Source organism: Paenibacillus pedocola, assembly GCF_031599675.1.
Lineage (GTDB): Bacteria > Bacillota > Bacilli > Paenibacillales > Paenibacillaceae > Paenibacillus_AQ > Paenibacillus_AQ pedocola.
The window spans coordinates 323,719-342,567 of the sequence record NZ_CP134223.1; the positions used below are offsets into that span (position 1 = coordinate 323,719).

Annotated in this window: 19 protein-coding genes; 13 read left to right on the forward strand and 6 right to left on the reverse strand. The window is 47.9% G+C overall.

What is annotated here, in order from left to right; genetic code table 11:
- Positions 1 to 289: 289 nt before the first annotated feature.
- The 3 genes from QU597_RS01410 (at position 290) to kdgT (ending at position 4,953) form a co-directional block, all read left to right on the forward strand.
- Positions 290 to 2,611 carry a helix-turn-helix domain-containing protein gene (locus QU597_RS01410; protein ID WP_310831036.1) on the forward strand — a complete coding sequence of 774 codons (2,322 nt, stop codon included), beginning with the start codon at positions 290 to 292 and terminating at the stop codon, positions 2,609 to 2,611.
- Positions 2,612 to 2,873: 262 nt separating this feature from the next.
- Complete coding sequence (locus QU597_RS01415) at positions 2,874 to 3,803, forward strand: tripartite tricarboxylate transporter substrate binding protein (protein ID WP_370656248.1); 930 nt, start codon at positions 2,874 to 2,876, stop codon at positions 3,801 to 3,803.
- A gap of 145 nt (positions 3,804 to 3,948) precedes the next feature.
- The gene (kdgT, locus tag QU597_RS01420) at positions 3,949 to 4,953 is read left to right on the forward strand and encodes a 2-keto-3-deoxygluconate transporter (protein WP_310831037.1); all 1,005 of its coding nucleotides are present in this window, start codon (positions 3,949 to 3,951) and stop codon (positions 4,951 to 4,953) included.
- A 215-nt stretch (positions 4,954 to 5,168) separates the two neighbouring features.
- Here kdgT and QU597_RS01425 read toward each other — a convergent pair whose 3' ends face one another.
- Positions 5,169 to 5,684 (reverse strand): hypothetical protein, encoded by a 516-nt coding sequence (locus QU597_RS01425; RefSeq protein WP_310831038.1) that lies wholly within the window; start codon positions 5,682 to 5,684, stop codon positions 5,169 to 5,171.
- A 304-nt stretch (positions 5,685 to 5,988) separates the two neighbouring features.
- On the opposite strand from QU597_RS01425, the gene QU597_RS01430 reads away from it, so the two are divergent.
- The 3 genes from QU597_RS01430 to QU597_RS01440 are packed head-to-tail and all read left to right on the forward strand — an operon-like array spanning position 5,989 to position 8,024.
- The gene (locus QU597_RS01430; protein ID WP_310831039.1) at positions 5,989 to 6,576 is read left to right on the forward strand and encodes a bifunctional transcriptional activator/DNA repair enzyme AdaA; all 588 of its coding nucleotides are present in this window, start codon (positions 5,989 to 5,991) and stop codon (positions 6,574 to 6,576) included.
- Positions 6,557 to 7,138 carry a methylated-DNA--[protein]-cysteine S-methyltransferase gene (locus tag QU597_RS01435; protein ID WP_310831040.1) on the forward strand — a complete coding sequence of 194 codons (582 nt, stop codon included), beginning with the start codon at positions 6,557 to 6,559 and terminating at the stop codon, positions 7,136 to 7,138. The genes QU597_RS01430 and QU597_RS01435 overlap by 20 nt, the downstream gene beginning before the upstream one ends.
- Positions 7,119 to 8,024 (forward strand): DNA-3-methyladenine glycosylase family protein, encoded by a 906-nt coding sequence (locus QU597_RS01440; RefSeq protein WP_310831041.1) that lies wholly within the window; start codon positions 7,119 to 7,121, stop codon positions 8,022 to 8,024. Before QU597_RS01435 ends, QU597_RS01440 begins: the two co-directional genes overlap by 20 nt.
- A 30-nt stretch (positions 8,025 to 8,054) precedes the next feature.
- On the opposite strand, the gene QU597_RS01445 is transcribed toward QU597_RS01440, so the two are convergent.
- The 4 genes from QU597_RS01445 to QU597_RS01460 form a co-directional block, all read right to left on the reverse strand.
- Positions 8,055 to 8,867 carry a hypothetical protein gene (locus QU597_RS01445; RefSeq protein WP_310831042.1) on the reverse strand — a complete coding sequence of 271 codons (813 nt, stop codon included), beginning with the start codon at positions 8,865 to 8,867 and terminating at the stop codon, positions 8,055 to 8,057.
- Positions 8,868 to 8,948: 81 nt separating this feature from the next.
- Entirely contained in the window at positions 8,949 to 9,542 is a 594-nt protein-coding gene (locus QU597_RS01450) for an RNA polymerase sigma factor (protein WP_310831043.1), read from the reverse strand.
- A 209-nt stretch (positions 9,543 to 9,751) separates the two neighbouring features.
- The gene (locus QU597_RS01455; protein WP_310831044.1) at positions 9,752 to 11,041 is read right to left on the reverse strand and encodes a S41 family peptidase; all 1,290 of its coding nucleotides are present in this window, start codon (positions 11,039 to 11,041) and stop codon (positions 9,752 to 9,754) included.
- 229 nt (positions 11,042 to 11,270) lie between these two features.
- Entirely contained in the window at positions 11,271 to 11,696 is a 426-nt protein-coding gene (locus QU597_RS01460; RefSeq protein WP_310831045.1) for a VOC family protein, read from the reverse strand.
- 162 nt (positions 11,697 to 11,858) lie between these two features.
- Between QU597_RS01460 and QU597_RS01465 the strand changes: the two genes are divergently transcribed.
- From QU597_RS01465 to QU597_RS01495, 7 genes are all read left to right on the forward strand, one after another.
- Positions 11,859 to 12,836, forward strand: coding sequence for a helix-turn-helix transcriptional regulator (locus QU597_RS01465; RefSeq protein ID WP_310831046.1), 978 nt, complete (start codon positions 11,859 to 11,861; stop codon positions 12,834 to 12,836).
- A gap of 82 nt (positions 12,837 to 12,918) precedes the next feature.
- Positions 12,919 to 13,332, forward strand: coding sequence for a nuclear transport factor 2 family protein (locus tag QU597_RS01470; RefSeq protein ID WP_310831047.1), 414 nt, complete (start codon positions 12,919 to 12,921; stop codon positions 13,330 to 13,332).
- A gap of 205 nt (positions 13,333 to 13,537) precedes the next feature.
- Positions 13,538 to 13,930 carry a hypothetical protein gene (locus QU597_RS01475; protein ID WP_310831048.1) on the forward strand — a complete coding sequence of 131 codons (393 nt, stop codon included), beginning with the start codon at positions 13,538 to 13,540 and terminating at the stop codon, positions 13,928 to 13,930.
- A gap of 215 nt (positions 13,931 to 14,145) precedes the next feature.
- On the forward strand, positions 14,146 to 15,207 hold the full coding sequence (locus tag QU597_RS01480; protein ID WP_310831049.1) for a serine hydrolase domain-containing protein: 1,062 nt from the start codon (positions 14,146 to 14,148) through the stop codon (positions 15,205 to 15,207).
- A 192-nt stretch (positions 15,208 to 15,399) separates the two neighbouring features.
- Positions 15,400 to 15,954, forward strand: a complete 555-nt coding sequence (locus tag QU597_RS01485) for a hypothetical protein (RefSeq protein ID WP_310831050.1) — start codon at positions 15,400 to 15,402, stop codon at positions 15,952 to 15,954.
- A 210-nt stretch (positions 15,955 to 16,164) separates the two neighbouring features.
- Positions 16,165 to 16,815, forward strand: coding sequence for a lysozyme inhibitor LprI family protein (locus QU597_RS01490; RefSeq protein ID WP_310831051.1), 651 nt, complete (start codon positions 16,165 to 16,167; stop codon positions 16,813 to 16,815).
- 303 nt (positions 16,816 to 17,118) lie between these two features.
- Entirely contained in the window at positions 17,119 to 18,054 is a 936-nt protein-coding gene (locus tag QU597_RS01495) for a VanZ family protein (RefSeq protein ID WP_310831052.1), read from the forward strand.
- 239 nt (positions 18,055 to 18,293) lie between these two features.
- Here the strand turns inward: QU597_RS01495 and QU597_RS01500 are convergent, their stop codons facing one another.
- Positions 18,294 to 18,824, reverse strand: coding sequence for a hypothetical protein (locus QU597_RS01500; RefSeq protein WP_310831053.1), 531 nt, complete (start codon positions 18,822 to 18,824; stop codon positions 18,294 to 18,296).
- Between the last annotated feature and the right edge of the window lie 25 nt (positions 18,825 to 18,849).

Genomic DNA, 18,849 nt, shown 5'->3' on the forward strand with positions numbered 1-18,849 from the left:
ATAGGGTGATCTGCTGCGGAAAATGCAATAGAATACGCGAGTGCCCTGTTTGGGCTAAGTTATAAATCGCCGGTGCCGGCATTCCAATAGGCCATATGTAGTAATTAGCTTCAAATTTATCTATGACAATTTAATCTCTATTTCTCTAAAATCCTAAAGAGTATGATATGCTCCATATTGCAGGACAACCCTGCTGTTCTAAGGTCTGATACTCAAGGGATGTAATAAATTGAACTTGGGATTATTCTTTTAAGTTCAATCTATATAGCGGAAGGATGAAGCACTGCCAATGTTGCGATTTAAACTGAAATACCTGCTTAACAATAAACAGAACCGTCTGATTCTGATACTGACATTAAGTGTTTCACTATGCATCACGATCATTGGCCTTTTCTCCTACAGAGAGTACCGGCAGGCGCTGGATACTGAACTGAATACACCGAATGTTGAATTGCTGCAGATCAATCTGGATGTGACGAACCGGGCATTCCGGGAAGCGGATAACAAAGCGGTCGATTTATCGTTTAACCCGGAGATCCTGGCTTATATTTCTACAGATGCCGAGCATGCCGGGATTGCCGCAGCGGAGCCGCAAAATGTGCTGAATACGCTGGTGGCGGAACCCGATATCCATTCGATCAGTGTGATTAAGTTTCAGGATCATTCCGTTGTTTCAAGCGGATATGGCTACAGAGCCTCCTGGGAGGATGCGCCGGAGCATGCCTGGAGCGAATGGCTGGAGGAAATTAAGGAGAAGCCGCTCCTGATCAAAAGAAGGCTCTACACCGGTACGGATACGCGGCTGACCAATACCGAGCTCCTCTCGCTCGCCCGGCCGATTGTCCAGAACGGGGAGGTTACCGGAGCAGTACTGATCGATCTTGACTACGATACGCTGTTCTCCAAGATGTACACCCATCTGTCCAGTTATCAGTTTGTGTACAACCTGGAGGGAGATTTGATCTATCCGAAGCTCAATCTGCCTTTCCCGCTGGAGGAAATGAAGGATGTCCTGTCCGAAATCGATGTAAGCCCGTTTGCCCATGTCCAAATTGAAGGGCAGGCTTATATGGCCAATCAGGCCTTCTCCAATGTCACCGGCTGGCGGCTGGTTTCGCTGGTTCCGATGAAGCAGCTGCTGAAGAACGTAACCACAGCACGCAATATGATGCTGATGCTGTCGCTGATCTCGATCACGGTCGGGTGCTCGGCGATTTATTATTACAATTTTGCCGCCTTCCGGCCGCTTAAACGGATCAGCAAGCTGCTCAGCCCTGAGGAAAAGGGGACAGGCCACGGCAATCTCTATGATCTGGAACCGGTAATCGGCAAGCTGGTCGGGGATTTCCAGAGTAAATCACTGGTCGCGGAGTGGAGTCTCCCTGAGCTGCGCTCCAAATTCCTCAGCGACCTGATTACCCGGAGTATCGGCAAGCAGGAAACGGAAACCAAGTGGGAGCATTATTTTGCCGGCTGGGAACCCGGCCCCTTTGAAAGTCTGATCATTTCCATCGACCGTCATTCACATTGGGTGACAGCTTATACCGAAGAGGATCAGCAGCTGCTTAAATATGCGATGAATAACATTGTAGTTGAGTTTTTCGAGCCTTCCTGGCGGACTGTTACGACGGCACCCCGGAAGGACTGTGTGGCCCTGCTGCTGCAGTCCAAAGGCGGGAGCGGCAGTCAGAATCTGCATGAAGAAGCGCTGAAAATGGCTGATATTATAGCCGAGGTACTCCAAATATCTGTATCCATAGGGGTCGGTACTGAGGCCCCGGTGATTGCGCAGGTAGCCCGGTCCTATGCGGAAGCTGAAATGGCGTTGTCCTACCGGCTGTATGAAGGATATGGCCGTGTCCGCGACTATTCCGGGCTGGAGGGCAGGCTTGATGAGGGCAGCGGAGCAGCTGATGATGCCTGGAAGCAGGAAGTGCTGCATGCACTGAGAATTTCCGATGCTGCTACAGGCCGGCAGTGGGTGCATAGATGGTCGGCCGAACTGCGCAAAAAAGAAGTACAGCCGCAGAAGGTTATCCGCGTTTTGAATGATCTGCTGGAGGAAATCATCAACATTGCCGCATCCGGAGGGTACACGCTACCGGCGGAGCTGGCGGATTATACCTGGTATCAGGTTACGACTCTTGATCTTAACGATATAGAAGAGATGCTGTGCAGTATTGTTGACCAGATGTCGAGTGCCTTTGAAGTGCACCGGCAGTCCAAGGAATATTTGCTGGTGCAGAATTTGATTGAATTTATGGCGACTCATTTGCAGGAGAATATCGGGCTTCAGGATATCGCCGCCCATGTGAATATGGGTGTGTCCTCGGTAAGCACAATCTTCAAGGAAGAGACCGGGACGACCCTTTATGACTATTTGACCAACCTGAGAATGGACAAAGCCTGCGAGCTTCTGCAGGGCAGCAGCCTCAAAGTATCCGAGATTGCCCAGCTTGTCGGCTACCAGAACGAGAACAGCTTCATCCGTGTCTTCCGTAAGAGCAAATCGATAACACCGGGCAAGTTCCGGGAGAACAGCAAATCTTCCAATCAGTATGCAGATCTGCCAAAACCGCATGGTTCCGGCGTTTCTGAGGATTCGGAATAAGATAATACGATTGCCGCCCACCCTCTGTATACGGTAATGTTCTATTTGAGAAAACTTTCACAGCTGCCAAAAACGCGGCTGATGTCCAAAGGATTCAGGGGGTGGAGCACAGGGGATAGAACGGAATATATATAGTAACGGTTCCGGTCAGTTGCCCAACACAAGAATGGAGAAAGAGGGATGGCCTGTGAAACGGACGACAAAGATTGCGATTGGATCAGCAGCCGTAATTATGGCTGTGCTTCTCTTCACCTTAGCCCGCATGAACGGATATAACAGCAGCGGGGGCACAAGTGGCGATTTCCCCAAGAAACCGATCACATTAATCGTGCCATATGCCGCCGGCGGAGGAACGGATACTACAGCAAGGGCTTTAGCCAAAGCTACGGAGAAAGTTCTGGGCCAGCCGGTCATTGTACTTAACCGGACAGGAGGCGGAGGTTCCGTCGGACTCATGGAGGGTGCAAATGCCAAGGCTGACGGTTATACGGTTACGTTTCTGCCGGCTGAACTAACGATTCTGCCGCATTTGGGACTATTGCCGATTACTTATGAGAAGTTTAAACCCATCGCTCAAACGAATTTTGATCCTTCCGCCATTACCGTAAGAGCCGAAGCGCCGTGGCAAACCGTAAATGAATTTCTCGACTTTGCGAAAGCGCATCCAGGTGAATTGAAAATGGGAAACGCAGGAACGGGGAGCATTTGGCATTTAGCCGCCGTAACATTGGAACGGGAAACAGGTGTGAAGTTTGCACATATTCCTTTTGAAGGTGCGGGGCCTGCCGTCTCTGCCTTGATGGACGGTTTTGTCGATGCGGTACCGGTAAGTCCTGCCGAGGTGAAGAAATACGTGGATGAAGGAAAGCTGCGGACGCTGGCCGTTAATGCCGACAAACGCTCGGAAGCGCTGCCGGACGTGCCTACGCTGGAGGAACAGACCGGAATACATGTGAACTTCACCAGTACATGGAGAGGGCTTGCTGTACCAAAGGATACACCGGATGCCATTGCGGATCTGCTGGCACAGGCCTTTATTAAGGGAACGGAAGACAGAACCTTCCGCGAAGCTATGACAATGAACGGGCTTGGACTGCTGGTTACGGACGGTAAGGCGTTCTCGCGGCAGCTCAAGGAAAGTGATGATTTATTCTCCAAAATGATTCCGGAGCTGGGACTAAGCCGTAACTGAAATGAAAGCGCGGTCAGGCAAATAAGCTCAGGGGGAAACTCCAGGGACTGGTTTGCTGCGCCCTACCGAGGAATAATAAGTAAAAAATGTAAATTAATTTAATCGATTTCTTAACTATATTAGACGAAGGGTATGATCAAACGATATGAAAATTAAAAAGACACTCGACAGAATTCCCGGCGGAATGATGCTGGTGCCGCTGTTCCTTGGAGCCATTATTCACACGGCTTTCCCGAACGCGGGCGAATATTTTGGCGGCTTCACGAAAGGCCTTATGACAGGTACGGTGCCGATTCTGGCCGTCTGGTTCTTCTGTATGGGCGCCGCGATTGACGTACGGGCAACAGGAACTGTACTGCGCAAATCCGGTACGCTGGTGCTGACCAAAATCGCTGTAGCTTGGGTTGTTGCCCTGATTGCTGTCCAGTTCCTGCCTGAGGGCGGTGTGCAGACCGGATTCTTCGCCGGCTTATCGGTACTGGCAATTATCTCTGCAATGGATATGACCAACGGCGGCTTGTATGCCTCCATTATGCAGCAGTATGGTACCAAAGAAGAGTCCGGTGCCTTCGTACTGATGTCGCTTGAATCCGGCCCGCTTGTTACCATGCTGATTCTGGGCAGTACCGGTGTAGCCGTATTTGAACCCCATGTGTTCGTGGGCGCAGTGCTTCCGTTCCTGGTTGGTTTTCTGCTGGGTAACCTTGATCATGACCTTCGTGCCTATTTCGGCAAAGCAACACAGACACTCATTCCGTTCTTCGGTTTCGCACTGGGCAGCTCAATTGACCTTGGTGTCATTGTAGATACAGGTCTGCTGGGCATTCTGCTAGGCCTTGTAGTAATCATTATTACTGGTGTACCGCTGATTCTTGCTGACAAGTTCATTGGCCGCGGTAATGGTACCGCCGGACTCGCTGCTTCCAGTACCGCAGGTGCGGCTGTAGCCAACCCGATGCTGGTAGCAAATATGAAGCCGGAATTCCTGCCCGCAGCAGAAACTGCAACCGCGCTGGTAGCCGCTTCCGTAATCGTGACTTCGATCCTTGTTCCAATCATTACGGCCTACTATTCCGGCTATATGAAGAAGAAAAATCCTCCGGTAGCTGATGGCCCTTCTGATCTGACGGCTCAAAAGGCAGCAATATAATAAATTCTTCTAACAACTGTAATTATATATATTATAAAGAATCAAATTAGAGAGAGAATAACCCTCCGTACGCTGTAATGGCGTTATCCGGAGGGTTCTTTTTTTAAAAGATAAGAATTGATATGCTTCGCGAATTAATTATTCCTTATCTTTCTCGCTGAAACGGACACCGACCTTGTAAGGACGGCATAGCCGTCTCAACTTGTAGCGGCCTATTAGTTTATGAGCTTGCTGAACGCAGCATTGTCGAACCGGTCTCCCTGGACCAGCCATGCTCCTTCGATCTTAAATAACGTCAAAATTCCCTCCAACGGCACACGCTGCTGTTCCTGGCCCTTCTCATTCAGCAGTACAAGATCCACAGTATACTTCAGCTCGGCGATATCCTGCTTGTGGCCGTCATTGAGTGTGAGCTGCAGCTTGTCCGGCTGGATCGAAAGCTGCTGCTTGTGGACGACCTGCAAGGGCAGGGCGGTGTAGCGGGTGCTGACTGCTTTTTGGTAGAAATCCGCTGTAAAATAAGGCTTCATGACTTCGTTACGCTGCCCTATAGACTCGATAGACATAATATCTACAGAGGCTTTGACCGTGTACTCGGCGTTCTTATATTCGGTGGCGGCTTTCTTGGCTGCCTCCAGTTCAGCGGGGGGGAATGTCTTCCTTAGCTGGGGCGGCGGACTCGGCTGCTGGTGCTGTGCTCTGCGGTGCGGGTGCGGCGCTTTTGCTGGCATGGGATTCATTGTCGGGTTGGTTATTGCTACCGGACGGATTAGTGCTGCATCCGGATATTAGGGCAATGGATAGAATAATACTGCCTAATGGCCATGTGAATTTACGCATAAGTCCCTCCTGATTCAAATTAATGGAAATTATTATCATATTATCATATTTTAAGAGGATAATCCTGTGCAGGCAGCAGTATTAAAGTGGAAGGCTGCCGGGCTGCGGCATACTGTCGTAATCTTGCTCTCCTATTCCAAATGGCTGCATAAGGGAAAAGCAATCGTTTATACTGGCGGTATGAGGTGATTTCACATGGACCAGATAACATTTGAGCGCATCTATGATTCGGTAGTAAAACGTGAACCGACTTATGACGGGGTCTATTATACAGCGGTGCTTACAACCCGTATTGTCTGCCGCCCGTCCTGCCGGGCCAGAACGCCTAAGGCCGGAAATGTACAGTTTTATACGTCTTTAGAGGAGGCGACCCGTGCCGGCTTCCGCCCTTGTAAACGATGCCGCCCGGAGGAAGGCGGCGTGCTCCGGCCTGACGCGGTGCTTGCCGCCCAGGCGGACGCCATTATGGAGGCACAGCTTGCAGAGAAGCTTACGCTGCCGATGCTGGCTGAGCAGCTGAAGGTCAGCCCGTTTCACCTGCAACGGACCTATACTCGTGTAACCGGGCAGTCTCCAGCCGTGAAGCTGGATCAGCTGCGGATAGCGAAGGCCTGCGGGCTGCTGGCAACTACGGATTTGCCGGTTGCTGAAATCGGTCGGGCGGTCGGCTTTCAGGGCGCATCCCATTTCGCCGCCTGGTTTGCCCGCAAGAACGGCGGGCCGCCGACAGACTACCGTAATCAATACAAGGGAGGGACTTCTCATGAAGAACAACAGGAATAGCGTAACCGCTAAGCCGGTTAAGATCTATCACCATACGCTTCGTCTCGGGAACAGGGGATGGACCCTATGGGCCAGTGATAAGGGCCTGATCCGGGTATCCTATGAGCAGGATCAGGGCCGGCTGCCGGCTGGCTGGCTGAATATGTATGCCCCTTCTAATGAGCTGGAAGAGAACGCGGAGGTTTTTGCCGATATGGGGGTTACTAATCTGCTGGAGAGCTATTTCGCCGGAAATCCGGTCAGCTTCAGCGGCCTTCCGCTTGACCTGTGGGGAACCGCGTTTCAGCAGGAGGTCTGGACAGGGCTGACGCAGATTCCTTACGGCGGTGTTGCTACGTACAAGGAGCTTGCCGTGCAGATCGGCAGACCGCTGGCAGTCCGTGCGGTGGGCGCTGCCAACGGGCAGAACCCGATACCGGTTATTGTGCCCTGCCACCGGGTCATTGGCGCTAATGGCACATTAACCGGATACCGGGGCGGCCTGAAGCTGAAGCAGGAGCTGCTGGCGCTGGAAGGCATTACGCATGTGGGGGCGGCGGGTCATGAACGATTTGCTTTTTGAGCTGCCGCTGCCGGAGTTTTTTGACCTGGGCGCTTGTCTGGCCTATATGAACCGCTCGCCGCTGGAGTGTTTGTTCCGTTCAGATAGTAAGGGGGTCAACCGGCTGTTTATTCTGGAAGGAGCGCCTGCGCTGGTCAGGTTGACCGTAGCGGAGGATCAGCCGCTGCGCCTGACGGCTGCCTTACTGGCCGGTGTTCGTCCTGGCGCGGAGGCTATTGCTGATCTGGCCCGCTATATTGTGGAATGGTTCGATCTGGACCGCGATCTGGCCCCGTTCTACCGGATCGCTGATGCAGACCCGCTGCTCCGGCCGCTGGCTGTAAGTGAGCGGGGACTGCGGATCATCGGGATCCCCGATCTGTTCGAAGCCTTATGCTGGGCGATACTGGGCCAGCAGGTGAATCTGGCCTTTGCCTACAGGCTGAAGCAGCGGCTCACCGCTGAATACGGGGAGTCGCTGGAGTGGGAAGGACACACCTATTATCATTTTCCGCGGCCGGAGGTGTTCCTGACAGTCACACAGGAAGAGCTGTGCAGCCTGCAGCTGACCCGTAACAAAGCGCGGACCGTGCTGGAGGTAGCTGCGCTGATTGCCGGAGGCGGACTAAGCCGGGAAGAGCTGCTGGCCCTGCCGTCCCCGGAAGCCGCCGAGCAGCGGCTGCTGAAGCTCCGCGGGATCGGACCCTGGACCTCGCAGTATGTGCGGATGCGCTGCCTGCGCGATACCACCGCATACCCTGTAGGCGATGTGGGCCTGCAGAATGCGGTGAAATTCCTCACCGGCATGGACCGCAAACCTACGCCAGCCGAGCTGCTGGAACTGGCGGTGCCTTGGCGCGGCTGGGAGGCTTACGCCACCTTTTATTTATGGCGGGCACTGTATTAAGAGGGAATACTTTGGCGGAACCTTCCGGGTCTACTTCAGAAATGGCTCCGCCAACCGGACCATCTCTTCTTTACTGAAATACTGCCCGCTCATCTCATCCATCTGATAATGCAGGAGCTCTTGCCCGCCGGGAATCCCGGCAGACCATGTAAGGCTATTGCCGCCCTTGTATTGGGTGTAAATCATTTCTATCCCGTGTACAACCAGCTTCTCTGCGGTGAAATCAACACTCTCATCCACATAGGTGGTAGCGGGGCCGGCGGATTTGCTGATACTGAGTGTGATTTCCTGCTCTCCCTGCCGGTAGGCTGCTGTCATATTAAGCAGCTGATCCGACAGCTCCACCGGAAGCATGGCATAGTCTTGGCCCGATTGCTCTGCCATCACCCGCAGCTTGTCTGCGGTAGCTGCCGCTTCGGTAGGGGAGGGAGGGCTGAGCAGATTGACCGGCTTGTAATAGACCGAAGCGCTATGGAAAGAATATCCGTCCGGAAGAGCATCTGTAAGGAACACGGATTGTCCGGACAGCCTTGCTTGCAGCGCCGGCAAATCGGTATAGGTGACAGGCTTGGAGCGGGTATCTGTTACTCCGCCGGGGTTGTGGGGGACGACGTAAAAGATAGCAGCCTTACCCTCCTGCAGCAGCTGTTCGGCTAATTCCCTGCTGTAATCAAGGCGTTCAATCTCTTCCTGCTGAACCGCCGGAAATTCTGCAGCGGGCTTTACCTGATAGGTTACCTCTCCGTCCTTATTGTTCAACGTCTGGTAATGTACTGCGGCGAAGCCGGAGGAAGCTGTCAGCAGCAGCCCCGTGATTACCAGTACCCCGATTTTGTATTTCATGAAGAATCGCTCCTTTGTCTGTTGTCCGGCATACAGCCGTCTCATAACACTCCCGGACAGATCGGCCTCCCGGGTACTGCATTAATAAGGATTTCTTTCAATTCCTTTTCGTTGTAAGCCGGCATAGCGGTCCTCTCCCTTCGCATTCGCATAATATTTCCGGAATTTCCCGGCGCTCCGCTCATACTTTTTCCGCAGACGGGTGCTGTTCTGATGCAGAATCAGGCTGATGTCCTGATAGCTCATTTCCTCCACACTGCGCAGGATTAACAAGTTTCGTTCCTCCGCCGACAACATCGCCATCGCCCGCTGAACCTTTTCATCCGGGTACTTAGCTTCAATCTGCTGATCCACCGGTCTGTGCTCCTTCTCATCCTGGTAAAAAAGACTAAGAGCCTTCGTCAGCTTCCGTTTGCGCATTACATCAATGCACTGATGGTAGGCAATTTTGTACAGCCAGGCTGCGAATGGCACCTCAGGGTTGTATTTGGATAAGGAGCGGTAGGCTTTGAGGAAAACCTCCTGGGCGTTGTCCTCAGCTTCCGGATAAGAACCGAGCATATGATAGCAGTAGAGAACCATCGGCTTCTGATAGAGAAGCACAACATTCTCGAACTCATCAATATTGCCGTCCAGTACCTGTTTAATAGTCTTGTGCAGAACTTCATCCTCCAAGGCTGCTCACCCCCTTTCAATCTGTACAACGGATGATGGAGCGGGAATGTGACATTTTTTCAGAAAGCATAGCCGAATTTGCAGACGAAAAAAAGCCCCATCCTTCATGTGGGAAGGACGGGGCTTGATAAGCGCTTAACGCAACGGCTTCGTAAAGATCTTGAAGGTCTTGTTTGTGGCGGGCACTGTATTGAAAGTATTGAAAGGCGTCAGTCCTGGAAGCGGTAGGCCAGCGCGGCACTCAGTACCGGGTCGTTTCCTTCTCTATAGTCGGTGATTGTATAGTCCACGGGGATATCAGGCATCAGTGCATCATCCGCTGAGTCGGAGAAATGGAACTCGCTGGTGCTGTAGGTGACAGTAAGTCCGGTCTCCGGAAGCTGCAGGAGCTGGACTTCCCCAGGCTTATTAGGGTCTCCGTTGGTCGGCTCACCCAGCAGCTTAGCCTGCAGATTCTCACGGAATTCATAGGCATTCAACATCGCTGAAGAAGCGGTGCCGCGCCCGATAAGGACAAGCACATGATTTTTGAGTACCGGATCCTGCAATAAGCTTGTCATCAGCGGATGTATAACACTTGAATTTCCACCGGAATTAGCCCGCAAATCCACAATGACTTTCTGCACCGGCGAAGTCTTTAGTGATGTCTTGATGTCCTGTACAAATCGCTTGACCGGATATTCAGAGTCTTCGGCACAACTGTTATACGCCACATACAACGTCTGCTCTGCGGACAAATTCGTAAAGCTGTAAATCCGTTTACTGTTGATTGATGACAATAAGGTATCCTTATACGGACTGATTAAATTTAGTAGTGTGCTGTCGTTCTGGGAAACCGGCTGAACTGTCTTCTTGATATCCGTTCCGTCCTCCTGCCTGAAGGTCAGGCTGATCTTGCTCTTGTCCTCAATAGCCCCCAGCCCATGTAATATGGATGGCCGGATGATATAGCGCGGGATGTTCACCAGCAGTCCTTGTTCATTATCCCGGGAGATGACATCTGTAAGCTGAGCCATTACATCACTGACAGGATGACCGTTAATCTTAGCAAGCTCTGTATATAACACTTCTCGAAAGCCGGTTAGCGTGTCGATGACATATAAACGCCCTTGCCACATATACAGCCTGAACGGAAGCACCTTTTCCTCCGCCAGCCCCAGATTGGTGTGCACCTGCCCAAGTGAGGCAATCGCCTTGGATAGATCAATTTTGACCTGGTCATCGTTGTCATAGTCCGGGAGTCTGCCGATAATTGCATCGATCTTGCTGCCGAATGCCGCGGCACGCCCGCTGTTCGTTGCAAGGCTTACCTCTTTCTGGCGCATTTCCTGCTTCACGAGCTGTAAGTCTGGTTTCCAGTCCAGGGTAAGACTGCTCTTTGGACTGCAGGAGGATAAGAGCAGGGCGGACAGCAAGCAGATTAAGGGTGCGGTAATGACAGCAAAGCCTGTTTTCCTGGTCTTAAAAATGTTCTTGTTCATTAGATTTTTCTTGTTCATGGGAACTCTCCGTTTATGTATTTGTGAAAATGTAAAGACAACCTTAATTTTACCAAATAATTAATTTTATGGATATTATTTAATTTTTAGATATAGGCCGGATCTTTACTTTCCGTGAAAAAAAGAAAATGCCACGACGCTCTACTCCAGTAGAATGTCATGGCATTTTGTCTTGAAAAGACGCCGCACAGAGGCTGTTCTTCTCATCATAATCCAGCGTGCTGGCTGACTAACGCGGCCGCTTCGTGAAGATCTGGAAGGTCACGCCGAACTTGTCGGTAACCATGCCGTAGGCCGGGCTGAAATAGGCCGGGCCAAGCTCGATGTCGACCTGCCCGCCTTCTTTCAAGGTGTTGTATAGCTGTTCCGAAGCTTCTGCAGTATCAGTGGAAATACAGAGATTGAGGCCGTTGCCGGTCTGCCGCGTCTGCCCCGGTTCCAGGTCGGCCATAAACATTGTGGTCTCGCCAATCTTCAGCACGGAATGGGCAATGCGCGCTTTTTCTTCGTCAGACATGGGGGCTTCAGGATTCTGCGGGCCTTCGCCTACGGTTTGCATGAAAAGCAACTTGGCATCTAGACTCTCCTGATAGAAAGAAACCGCTTCGCGCGCAGTTCCCTCAAGCAGGATAAACGGATTTACTTCAATCGTCATCTTTATCGCTCCTTGTGAAGTGAACTTAAAAATGTAGCTCCGCATTCTTAACTTCACTTATATAGTTGTAGATTAGCCCGTTTCTGCTGGGCTTTGATTTCATTGTAGACTATAATAGTGACAGTTACTGTCATGAATATAAAAGTAAATGGGGTCTATGCCATGTCTAAATCGAAGCGGCTGCTGGACCTGATGATGACCGTGAACCGCAAGCGTAAATTTACGGTCAGAGAGCTGGCCGATGAATTCGGGGTGTCTACGCGGACCATTCTCCGGGATCTGCAGGAGCTGGGCGAACTCGGGGTTCCGCTGTATTCGGAGGTGGGCCCCCACGGGGGCTATCAGGTGCTGAATGAACGGATTCTTCCGCCGATTGCCTTTACGGAGGAGGAGGCGGTGGCGATTTTTTTTGCCAGCCATGCCCTGCGCCATTACAAGTATCTGCCCTTCAAGGAAGAGTCTCTTTCCGCATTGCACAAGTTCTATAACTATATGTCCGGGGATGTCCGTGACCGGATTGATGAGCTGAAGAACCGGATTGATTTCCTGACCCCGGCGCGGCAGGCGGAGTTCCCTTACCTGTCGGTCCTGTTGGAGGCGGGCATAGGGCAAAAGGTGCTGCTCATCGGTTACGAATCCAAAGGCGAGCGCAGCCTGCGGCCGATTCAGCCCATCGGTATTTATGCCAGCAGTGGATTATGGTATTGTCCGGCATATTGTTTTCTGCGCAAGGACATCCGTGTGTTCCGCTGTGACCGGATTCACTCGGTTGACTACGATTCCTCGGGGCTGACACCGCTGGATCTGCGGCAGGTCCATCTGGGGAACAGGAATGAATACGGCGCGGCGGAGCAAAGCGGGGGGCTGCAACCGGAAAAAAGCCGGAATCAGGTCAGGCTGTACATTGAGCTGACGGGTGAAGGGGTGCAGGCCTGCGAAGCGGAAGTGTGGTCAGATTCTCTGCTGCATACCCGTGAGGATGGCACCGGCTGGCTGGAGGGGGAGGTTCCCGGCAACAACCTGCGTTTTTTCGCCAGATTTACGATCGGCCTTGGCCATGAAGCGACAGTACAGGAACCGCCTGAACTGGTGGAGGAGCTGAAGCTCATGCTTGCCGGAATACTGGGGAAATACAGCTAAGCTGGGCGGCGGCATCTGGTGAAATATGTTAATATTGGCGTGTGTAAATCTTATGCCTATACCGAAAGGAGATTAGCAGACCATGCAAAGTGCCCAACAACTGCTAACAAGTTATTTTCAAGCCCTAGGAAGCAAACAGATTGATAAAGTGATCGAAATGGTTCATGAGGAAGCGAATTTTATTATTCTTAAAAAAGAAACCTCTGAGGAAATTCCTTTATATGGTACATTTCATGGTAAAGAAGGTGTTAGAAAATATTTAAAAATATTAGAAGAAACAGAGCAAATAGAGAGATTTGTTCTAAACAAACTTATTGGTAATCAGGAAGCGGCATGTGCATGGGGGAATTTCCGCATTAAGGTCAACGTAACTGGGAAAGTGTTCGAGAGTGATTGGGCAATCATTTGTGAAGTAGAACAAGAGAAGATAAGGTTTTTTCAAATCTTTGAAGATACGGCTGCACTAGAAAAAGCTTTTGATTTAAAAAATCGTTGATATCTTAATGAAATACACAACATAAAGACAGGGTAATCAGACTCAACATGACTTATTGCCTGACAAAATATGTCTAACTGGGTCAAAAAAAGTTCGATACGCTAACGGGAAACGATAGCTCAATAAAGACAAGAAGCCAGCCGATCACTTTGACCGGCTGGCTTTATTAACGTGCAGGTTAGTTCCAATAATGTGGTATTATTGGGTGGACATTAAAGAGAATTTGTGGGGGCCAGCAATGAAAACTCCGGAACTGTATGAATTAGAATACCTGTTTGAATGTGAAGCAAAGCTTAGTGATGACGGTATTCCATGGCAATATACATCAGTTTCATTCCAAATAGTTAGGAATAATATAAAGGCTGTATTCGAATTTGAAGAAGCAAGCCGAGGTGGCCAGTTAAGACTTTATTTTGAAAATGAAGAAATAACCAATTACTGCTTAGAAAATATCAGCATTATTCATATAAAACGAGATGATAACTATGAATGTCTAATCCTAGAGTTTGATGAAGAAAATTTCGTGCTGCCACTGGCTTTACAGACCAAGCCATCAATTAAAACCTCTTGGGGGACATCGTTAGACTTAAAGAGGTAAATCATTACATCGTTACGTTAACGAGAAACAATTGTTTAATACACTACGGTAGCTGGTCTAATGCTCAGCTGCCGTTTCTAATTGAAGTAATGAGCAGGAATATAAATAAATGGAAACGAATCCATAATTCAGCATCCAAAATAGGTTGATTAGCGTGATTTCAACAACCGAGGATTTTTGTAAGCATCATAAAACTAAAAGGAGTAGCTGTTACTATGAAGGATTTACATAATTTAGTTTCAGATTACACGAAAGATAAGAAACATTTACATCTTGCGATCGGGATTATTAGAGAGGGCGGTATTGAATACTTTTCGTTCAGTAATAATCAAAAGAGAAGTACGATTCCTCCTGAGCATATGTTGTTTGAAATCGGCTCCATAACCAAAGTTTTCACATCCATTCTCTTATTAGAAATGGAACGGGAAAAACTGCTTTCCTCGGATGACATGGTTGGTAAGTTTGTGCCAAACGTTAAAAACGATTATTTGAATAAGATTACCTTGAAAAGCCTTGCTACTCATACCTCTGGATTACCCACATTGGCAACAAACCACAATCTGGCTAAAAAAAGATCGAATCCTTATTCAATGTATACCGAGCAAGATTTAACTGCTTTTCTATCTAATGCTGACTACACGGATAGTATTGGTTCATTTGGATATTCCAATATCGGTATGGGCTTACTGGGGAATATTCTATGCAAGGTGTCTGGAAGAAAGTATGATGAACTGTTAAAAAAATACATAACGAGCCCATTAAAGATGAATGAGACAGCCGTTACACTTGATTCAGAACAGAATAGAAGGTTTTTGAATGGATATGCTTCAACTGGGAAGAGAGTCCCTCACTGGGATCTTTCTATACATGAAGGAGCTGGGGGGATTAAGTCATCGGTTAACGATTTGAGTTTATTTGTCCAAGCCAATCTAAATGATGATAATCCGATAGCCTCTACACTGCAAAAAAGTCATATCCCTTTATGGATCGGAAATTCAAACCGTTATTTTGGCTGGGGTGAGGATAAACTTCTAGATAAAGGTATCCTCTGGCATAACGGGGGTTCAGCTGGTTTTAACAGTTATCTAGCTTTCAACAAGGAACTCCGTGTAGGAATTGTATTGCTATCCAATTATTCTTTTTTCTCGAATTCTCTTATGGATTATTATGTTGCTCAATTAATAAAATGGATTACTAAAAAAGAGCCTTCTCAAGGAACTATGATAGACGCTACAGGTAAAAAAATATTTGAAGCCATCCTAAGTAGTGAAAAGTAATGAACTAACGGGAAACGATAGTTCAATACAGACATAAGTAGCCGGCCTTGAAGACCGGCTGCTTGTCGTTACGTTAACAGGCAGGTTAGTTCCAATATGTGTTAGATTTGAGGTTGTCAGGAGCAGTACCTGCGCTTTATTGCCTTCTTCTTCAAGGGGGGTTTTTAAATTGATTTAAGGGAGCGGAAGAAAATGGGGGCAGATTTCACAGCTTTCTTAGGCCACAATTTAAATAGAGATGAAATTGAAATATTATATCATGCACTAAATTCTAGAGCTTTAAAGCACGTCGATGAATTCATTAACTTCCTGCTCCCATATAACCCTAAGGATGAGGATAAACTTTTTACAGTTCATGAGGAGATTGGTGGCACTGTGGAAATCAGTGGACCTTGCGGAATGAATTTTACATTCTCGGAAAAGGTTTGTTATTTTCATCATTATATAAGATGGAGAAGCTTTCTCCTAGAGGAGGAGCTTCAACTTCATTTAAAGAAAGTTACCTTCGATTTAGCTCGTTATTTTTCATCAGAATATGCAATTTATGTACCGGACAGTGGATCGAGAGAGTCAGGAGTTCTAGATTTTATTTGGGAAGATGAAAATAAAGATATCCATTATATAAGGAATTGGCTTCTTAAACGTTGCGGAACACCTAAAGAGAAAATTATTGATATTTATAAAGAATACGATGATTACTGGGATTCTGAAGGATATTACGTAGATTATTTTAGTGATTTAAAGTAGGGTTCTCATTCATCAAACGGGAAACGTTAATTTAATAAACACAACTCTGTAGCCGGTTAAAAGCTCGGCTGCTTTTTGTTGAACAAACGGGCAGGATAGTATAATCACTTTGCGAATACTTCAGGTATGGAGCGTTTTCGAAGTTCGTAAACAAGAAAGTTATACGCCATTACCGGTAAATATTAAAGATAATATTTAAGGAGATAATTGATGAAAGGTAAGATACTCTTATTATTTTTTATAACGATAGTGTTTTCAGCTTGTCAAAATATTAGTCAGCCGACTACCTTGAACAGCGAAACTAAATCAATAATGAATTCTGAACTGCCTCCTGATGTAGTGAGTACAGGTAATGGAACAGAATCGAAAGAAATAACGGAAGGTCAATCAAATACTAATAATAATGAAGTGTTATCCATGAGCATTGGGACCTATGATTTGACTGGGGAATTTTATAATGAAATGCTTCGAAATCCTATAGATCATGATTATGAAGTGGAATTTAATGAATTTCAAAATTCCAAAGAGTTTTCAACATTTGGATGGAGGGCGTTGGAAAGCAAATATACAGAGGTTTGGGATAAAGAGTTGAATCAAATATATAAAAAGCTTCTTTCTAAGTTGGATAGAGAACCAAAAGAAGTACTAATTGAATCGCAGAAAGAATGGTTACAGTATCACTTAAGGGAAACAGAATTTGTAGGGAAGACATTTATTAATAATGGTTACCTTGGATCACAAGGATTAGTAAGCCTAGACACGGTTATTATGGAGAGAATTCGGGAAAGAACAATGCAGTTATTTGAATATCGTTATTTGCTAGATGGTGAAGTTGAGTTTTTATACCAAAGCAAAAAATAGAATTGAAATCGTGATTAAAGGTTTTTAGGTGATGCTTCGAAGACAGTAACGGCGCATAACGCCATATTCACGCATCGGGGCATCCGCCCCTCGGTCCGCCCACGAGGGATTTCGAGGGAATTCAGCACGTTCTTCATTACGCTAACCGGGAACTTTAGTTGAAAATTATTCGCGCTGAACCGTACCCTAAATACGGGCAAGTTTTTAAGAAATTCCTTGCGGGGTCTGAATTTATATACTTTACCAGCGCTTCTTCATGAGGTATTTTGGTCTGGAAAGCACTTGCGTATAAAGGAGAATATAATGAATACCAAGCACCGTAAAGTTATTTTGGCCGTAATCCTATGTTATACCGTTTTGATTCTTTATTTTATGTTTCTCGCTTTCGGCAGAGCAGAAACCGTAGATCGGGGGACAGGTTACAACTTTCTACTTTTACCGGGTGATTTTTTTAGGCTGCCGGGTCTATCGGATCTTCAACATCCTACGCTGATGGATGCTTGGGTTTTTGGAAACATCGCAGCCTTTATTCCTTTCGGCATCTTGATCCCGTTGTTGTATCGAACAGGCTTCTTACGATTTATGATCTTATTCATTCTGTGTATCCTTGTACTTGAGACCGTTCAGGCGCTCTCTATGCTCGGCAGCTTCGATATGAATGACGTAATTCAAAACTCTTTAGGCGCAGCAGTCGGATTCGGGGCATTTAGATTCGGATTTCGTACGAAAAAAGTCTGGAGAAACATAGCTACTACGGGCATCTCCGCCATTATCCTGTTGATCGGGATTTGGGGAATCTTCGGTATCGCCGACAAAGCGTTCACAAAAGAGCTTGGCCCCTTCGTTGCGTTAAACGAACTAAAAAACAGCGGTATAAGTTCATCTACAGGAACAAAGCGAGACAGCTTTCAAATTGGTGGACAAAACGTAGAGCCCCAATATAATGCATATAGCACCGAAGGTGAAAATACGGTGACATACACATATACGCTAGGCAAAAAGGAGCTTTATCTCTACTTAAATTTTGGGATTCCCAATAAAGAGGATGCTTATGGGAGTCTTCGTATCTCTGCCGATGGCCAGGAGTATCTGTCTGCATCTTCAAAAGATCCAAGCGATGAACCGGAGATGTCCTCAATTTATCTTCAGGGGGCCAATGAGCTCGCGATCACCTTGGAGGGGAATGAAAGAATATGGGACATTGGAATTAGAGAGATGAGGCACACCTGGAATTGGTAAAGAAGACTATTATAGGTGATTCAACTAACGGGAAACGTTAGTTGAATAGCAGCGGCAGTCTAAGACTTATTTATCAAGTCTTGTTCTGCCGCTTGTTTTAATGAGTCAGTCTAAAACTTATTTATTAAAAGTTGACGATGATCAAACCCAGAAACCTTGTTAATTCAACAAATACAGTCTAACAGTTTATTTTCTTTTCACAGTAATAACTGCTGACCCGTCAAGCTGGAGGCGCTAAGCTATTTGGTAACCCGGATCAATTGCTTGTCTGCCAGTTCGAAGACGTCTCCCAGCTTAAAGTCCGGCAGATGAAGGGTGGAATCGAGCTCTGTGTTCCTGTCCATCTCCAGCTCACTATCCCAGCAAGAGTAGATTTCCATGGATTCCCCTTCCTCCATATGGTCATTCATGTGGGAGAGCAGCAGCCCGATGCATTTTCGCCCGATTTCAAAAGACAGGGGACTCTGCACCCTCATCTCCTTACTAATATTAAAAGAACCGCTAATCCCATAAACATAAGGCTTAGTTATAAGCAGCTTCTGCCTCCACGGTAAGGCGGTCACGTCTGCGATCTCCAGCCCCGCCGCATCCAGATCACTCTCAAACACCTGGACAAGGGTATCATTTAAATGCGATAGGTCCATGATGTTGTGAAGCGCACTAGGGTCATCCGATTTGGGGATATCCGCGTACTTTTGGTACGAGAATACATAGCCGAAGCTTCCGGCGGGCAGCGGCCTGTCTGATCCCAGGTAATGGTTAAGCGTCATGTTTGCACCTCTTCTCTGCTTCAGG

What these genes read in the sequence shown, in the direction of transcription:
- QU597_RS01410 (WP_310831036.1), top strand. Translation starts at nt 290, where the DNA reads ATGTTGCGATTTAAACTGAAATACCTGCTTAACAATAAACAGAACCGT.
- QU597_RS01415 (WP_370656248.1), top strand. Translation starts at nt 2,874, where the DNA reads ATGAACGGATATAACAGCAGCGGGGGCACAAGTGGCGATTTCCCCAAG.
- kdgT (WP_310831037.1), top strand. Translation starts at nt 3,949, where the DNA reads ATGAAAATTAAAAAGACACTCGACAGAATTCCCGGCGGAATGATGCTG.
- QU597_RS01425 (WP_310831038.1), bottom strand. Translation starts at nt 5,684, where the DNA reads ATGCCAGCAAAAGCGCCGCACCCGCACCGCAGAGCACAGCACCAGCAG.
- QU597_RS01430 (WP_310831039.1), top strand. Translation starts at nt 5,989, where the DNA reads ATGGACCAGATAACATTTGAGCGCATCTATGATTCGGTAGTAAAACGT.
- QU597_RS01435 (WP_310831040.1), top strand. Translation starts at nt 6,557, where the DNA reads ATGAAGAACAACAGGAATAGCGTAACCGCTAAGCCGGTTAAGATCTAT.
- QU597_RS01440 (WP_310831041.1), top strand. Translation starts at nt 7,119, where the DNA reads ATGAACGATTTGCTTTTTGAGCTGCCGCTGCCGGAGTTTTTTGACCTG.
- QU597_RS01445 (WP_310831042.1), bottom strand. Translation starts at nt 8,867, where the DNA reads ATGAAATACAAAATCGGGGTACTGGTAATCACGGGGCTGCTGCTGACA.
- QU597_RS01455 (WP_310831044.1), bottom strand. Translation starts at nt 11,041, where the DNA reads ATGAACAAGAAAAATCTAATGAACAAGAACATTTTTAAGACCAGGAAA.
- QU597_RS01460 (WP_310831045.1), bottom strand. Translation starts at nt 11,696, where the DNA reads ATGACGATTGAAGTAAATCCGTTTATCCTGCTTGAGGGAACTGCGCGC.
- QU597_RS01465 (WP_310831046.1), top strand. Translation starts at nt 11,859, where the DNA reads ATGTCTAAATCGAAGCGGCTGCTGGACCTGATGATGACCGTGAACCGC.
- QU597_RS01470 (WP_310831047.1), top strand. Translation starts at nt 12,919, where the DNA reads ATGCAAAGTGCCCAACAACTGCTAACAAGTTATTTTCAAGCCCTAGGA.
- QU597_RS01480 (WP_310831049.1), top strand. Translation starts at nt 14,146, where the DNA reads ATGAAGGATTTACATAATTTAGTTTCAGATTACACGAAAGATAAGAAA.
- QU597_RS01485 (WP_310831050.1), top strand. Translation starts at nt 15,400, where the DNA reads ATGGGGGCAGATTTCACAGCTTTCTTAGGCCACAATTTAAATAGAGAT.
- QU597_RS01490 (WP_310831051.1), top strand. Translation starts at nt 16,165, where the DNA reads ATGAAAGGTAAGATACTCTTATTATTTTTTATAACGATAGTGTTTTCA.
- QU597_RS01495 (WP_310831052.1), top strand. Translation starts at nt 17,119, where the DNA reads ATGAATACCAAGCACCGTAAAGTTATTTTGGCCGTAATCCTATGTTAT.
- QU597_RS01500 (WP_310831053.1), bottom strand. Translation starts at nt 18,824, where the DNA reads ATGACGCTTAACCATTACCTGGGATCAGACAGGCCGCTGCCCGCCGGA.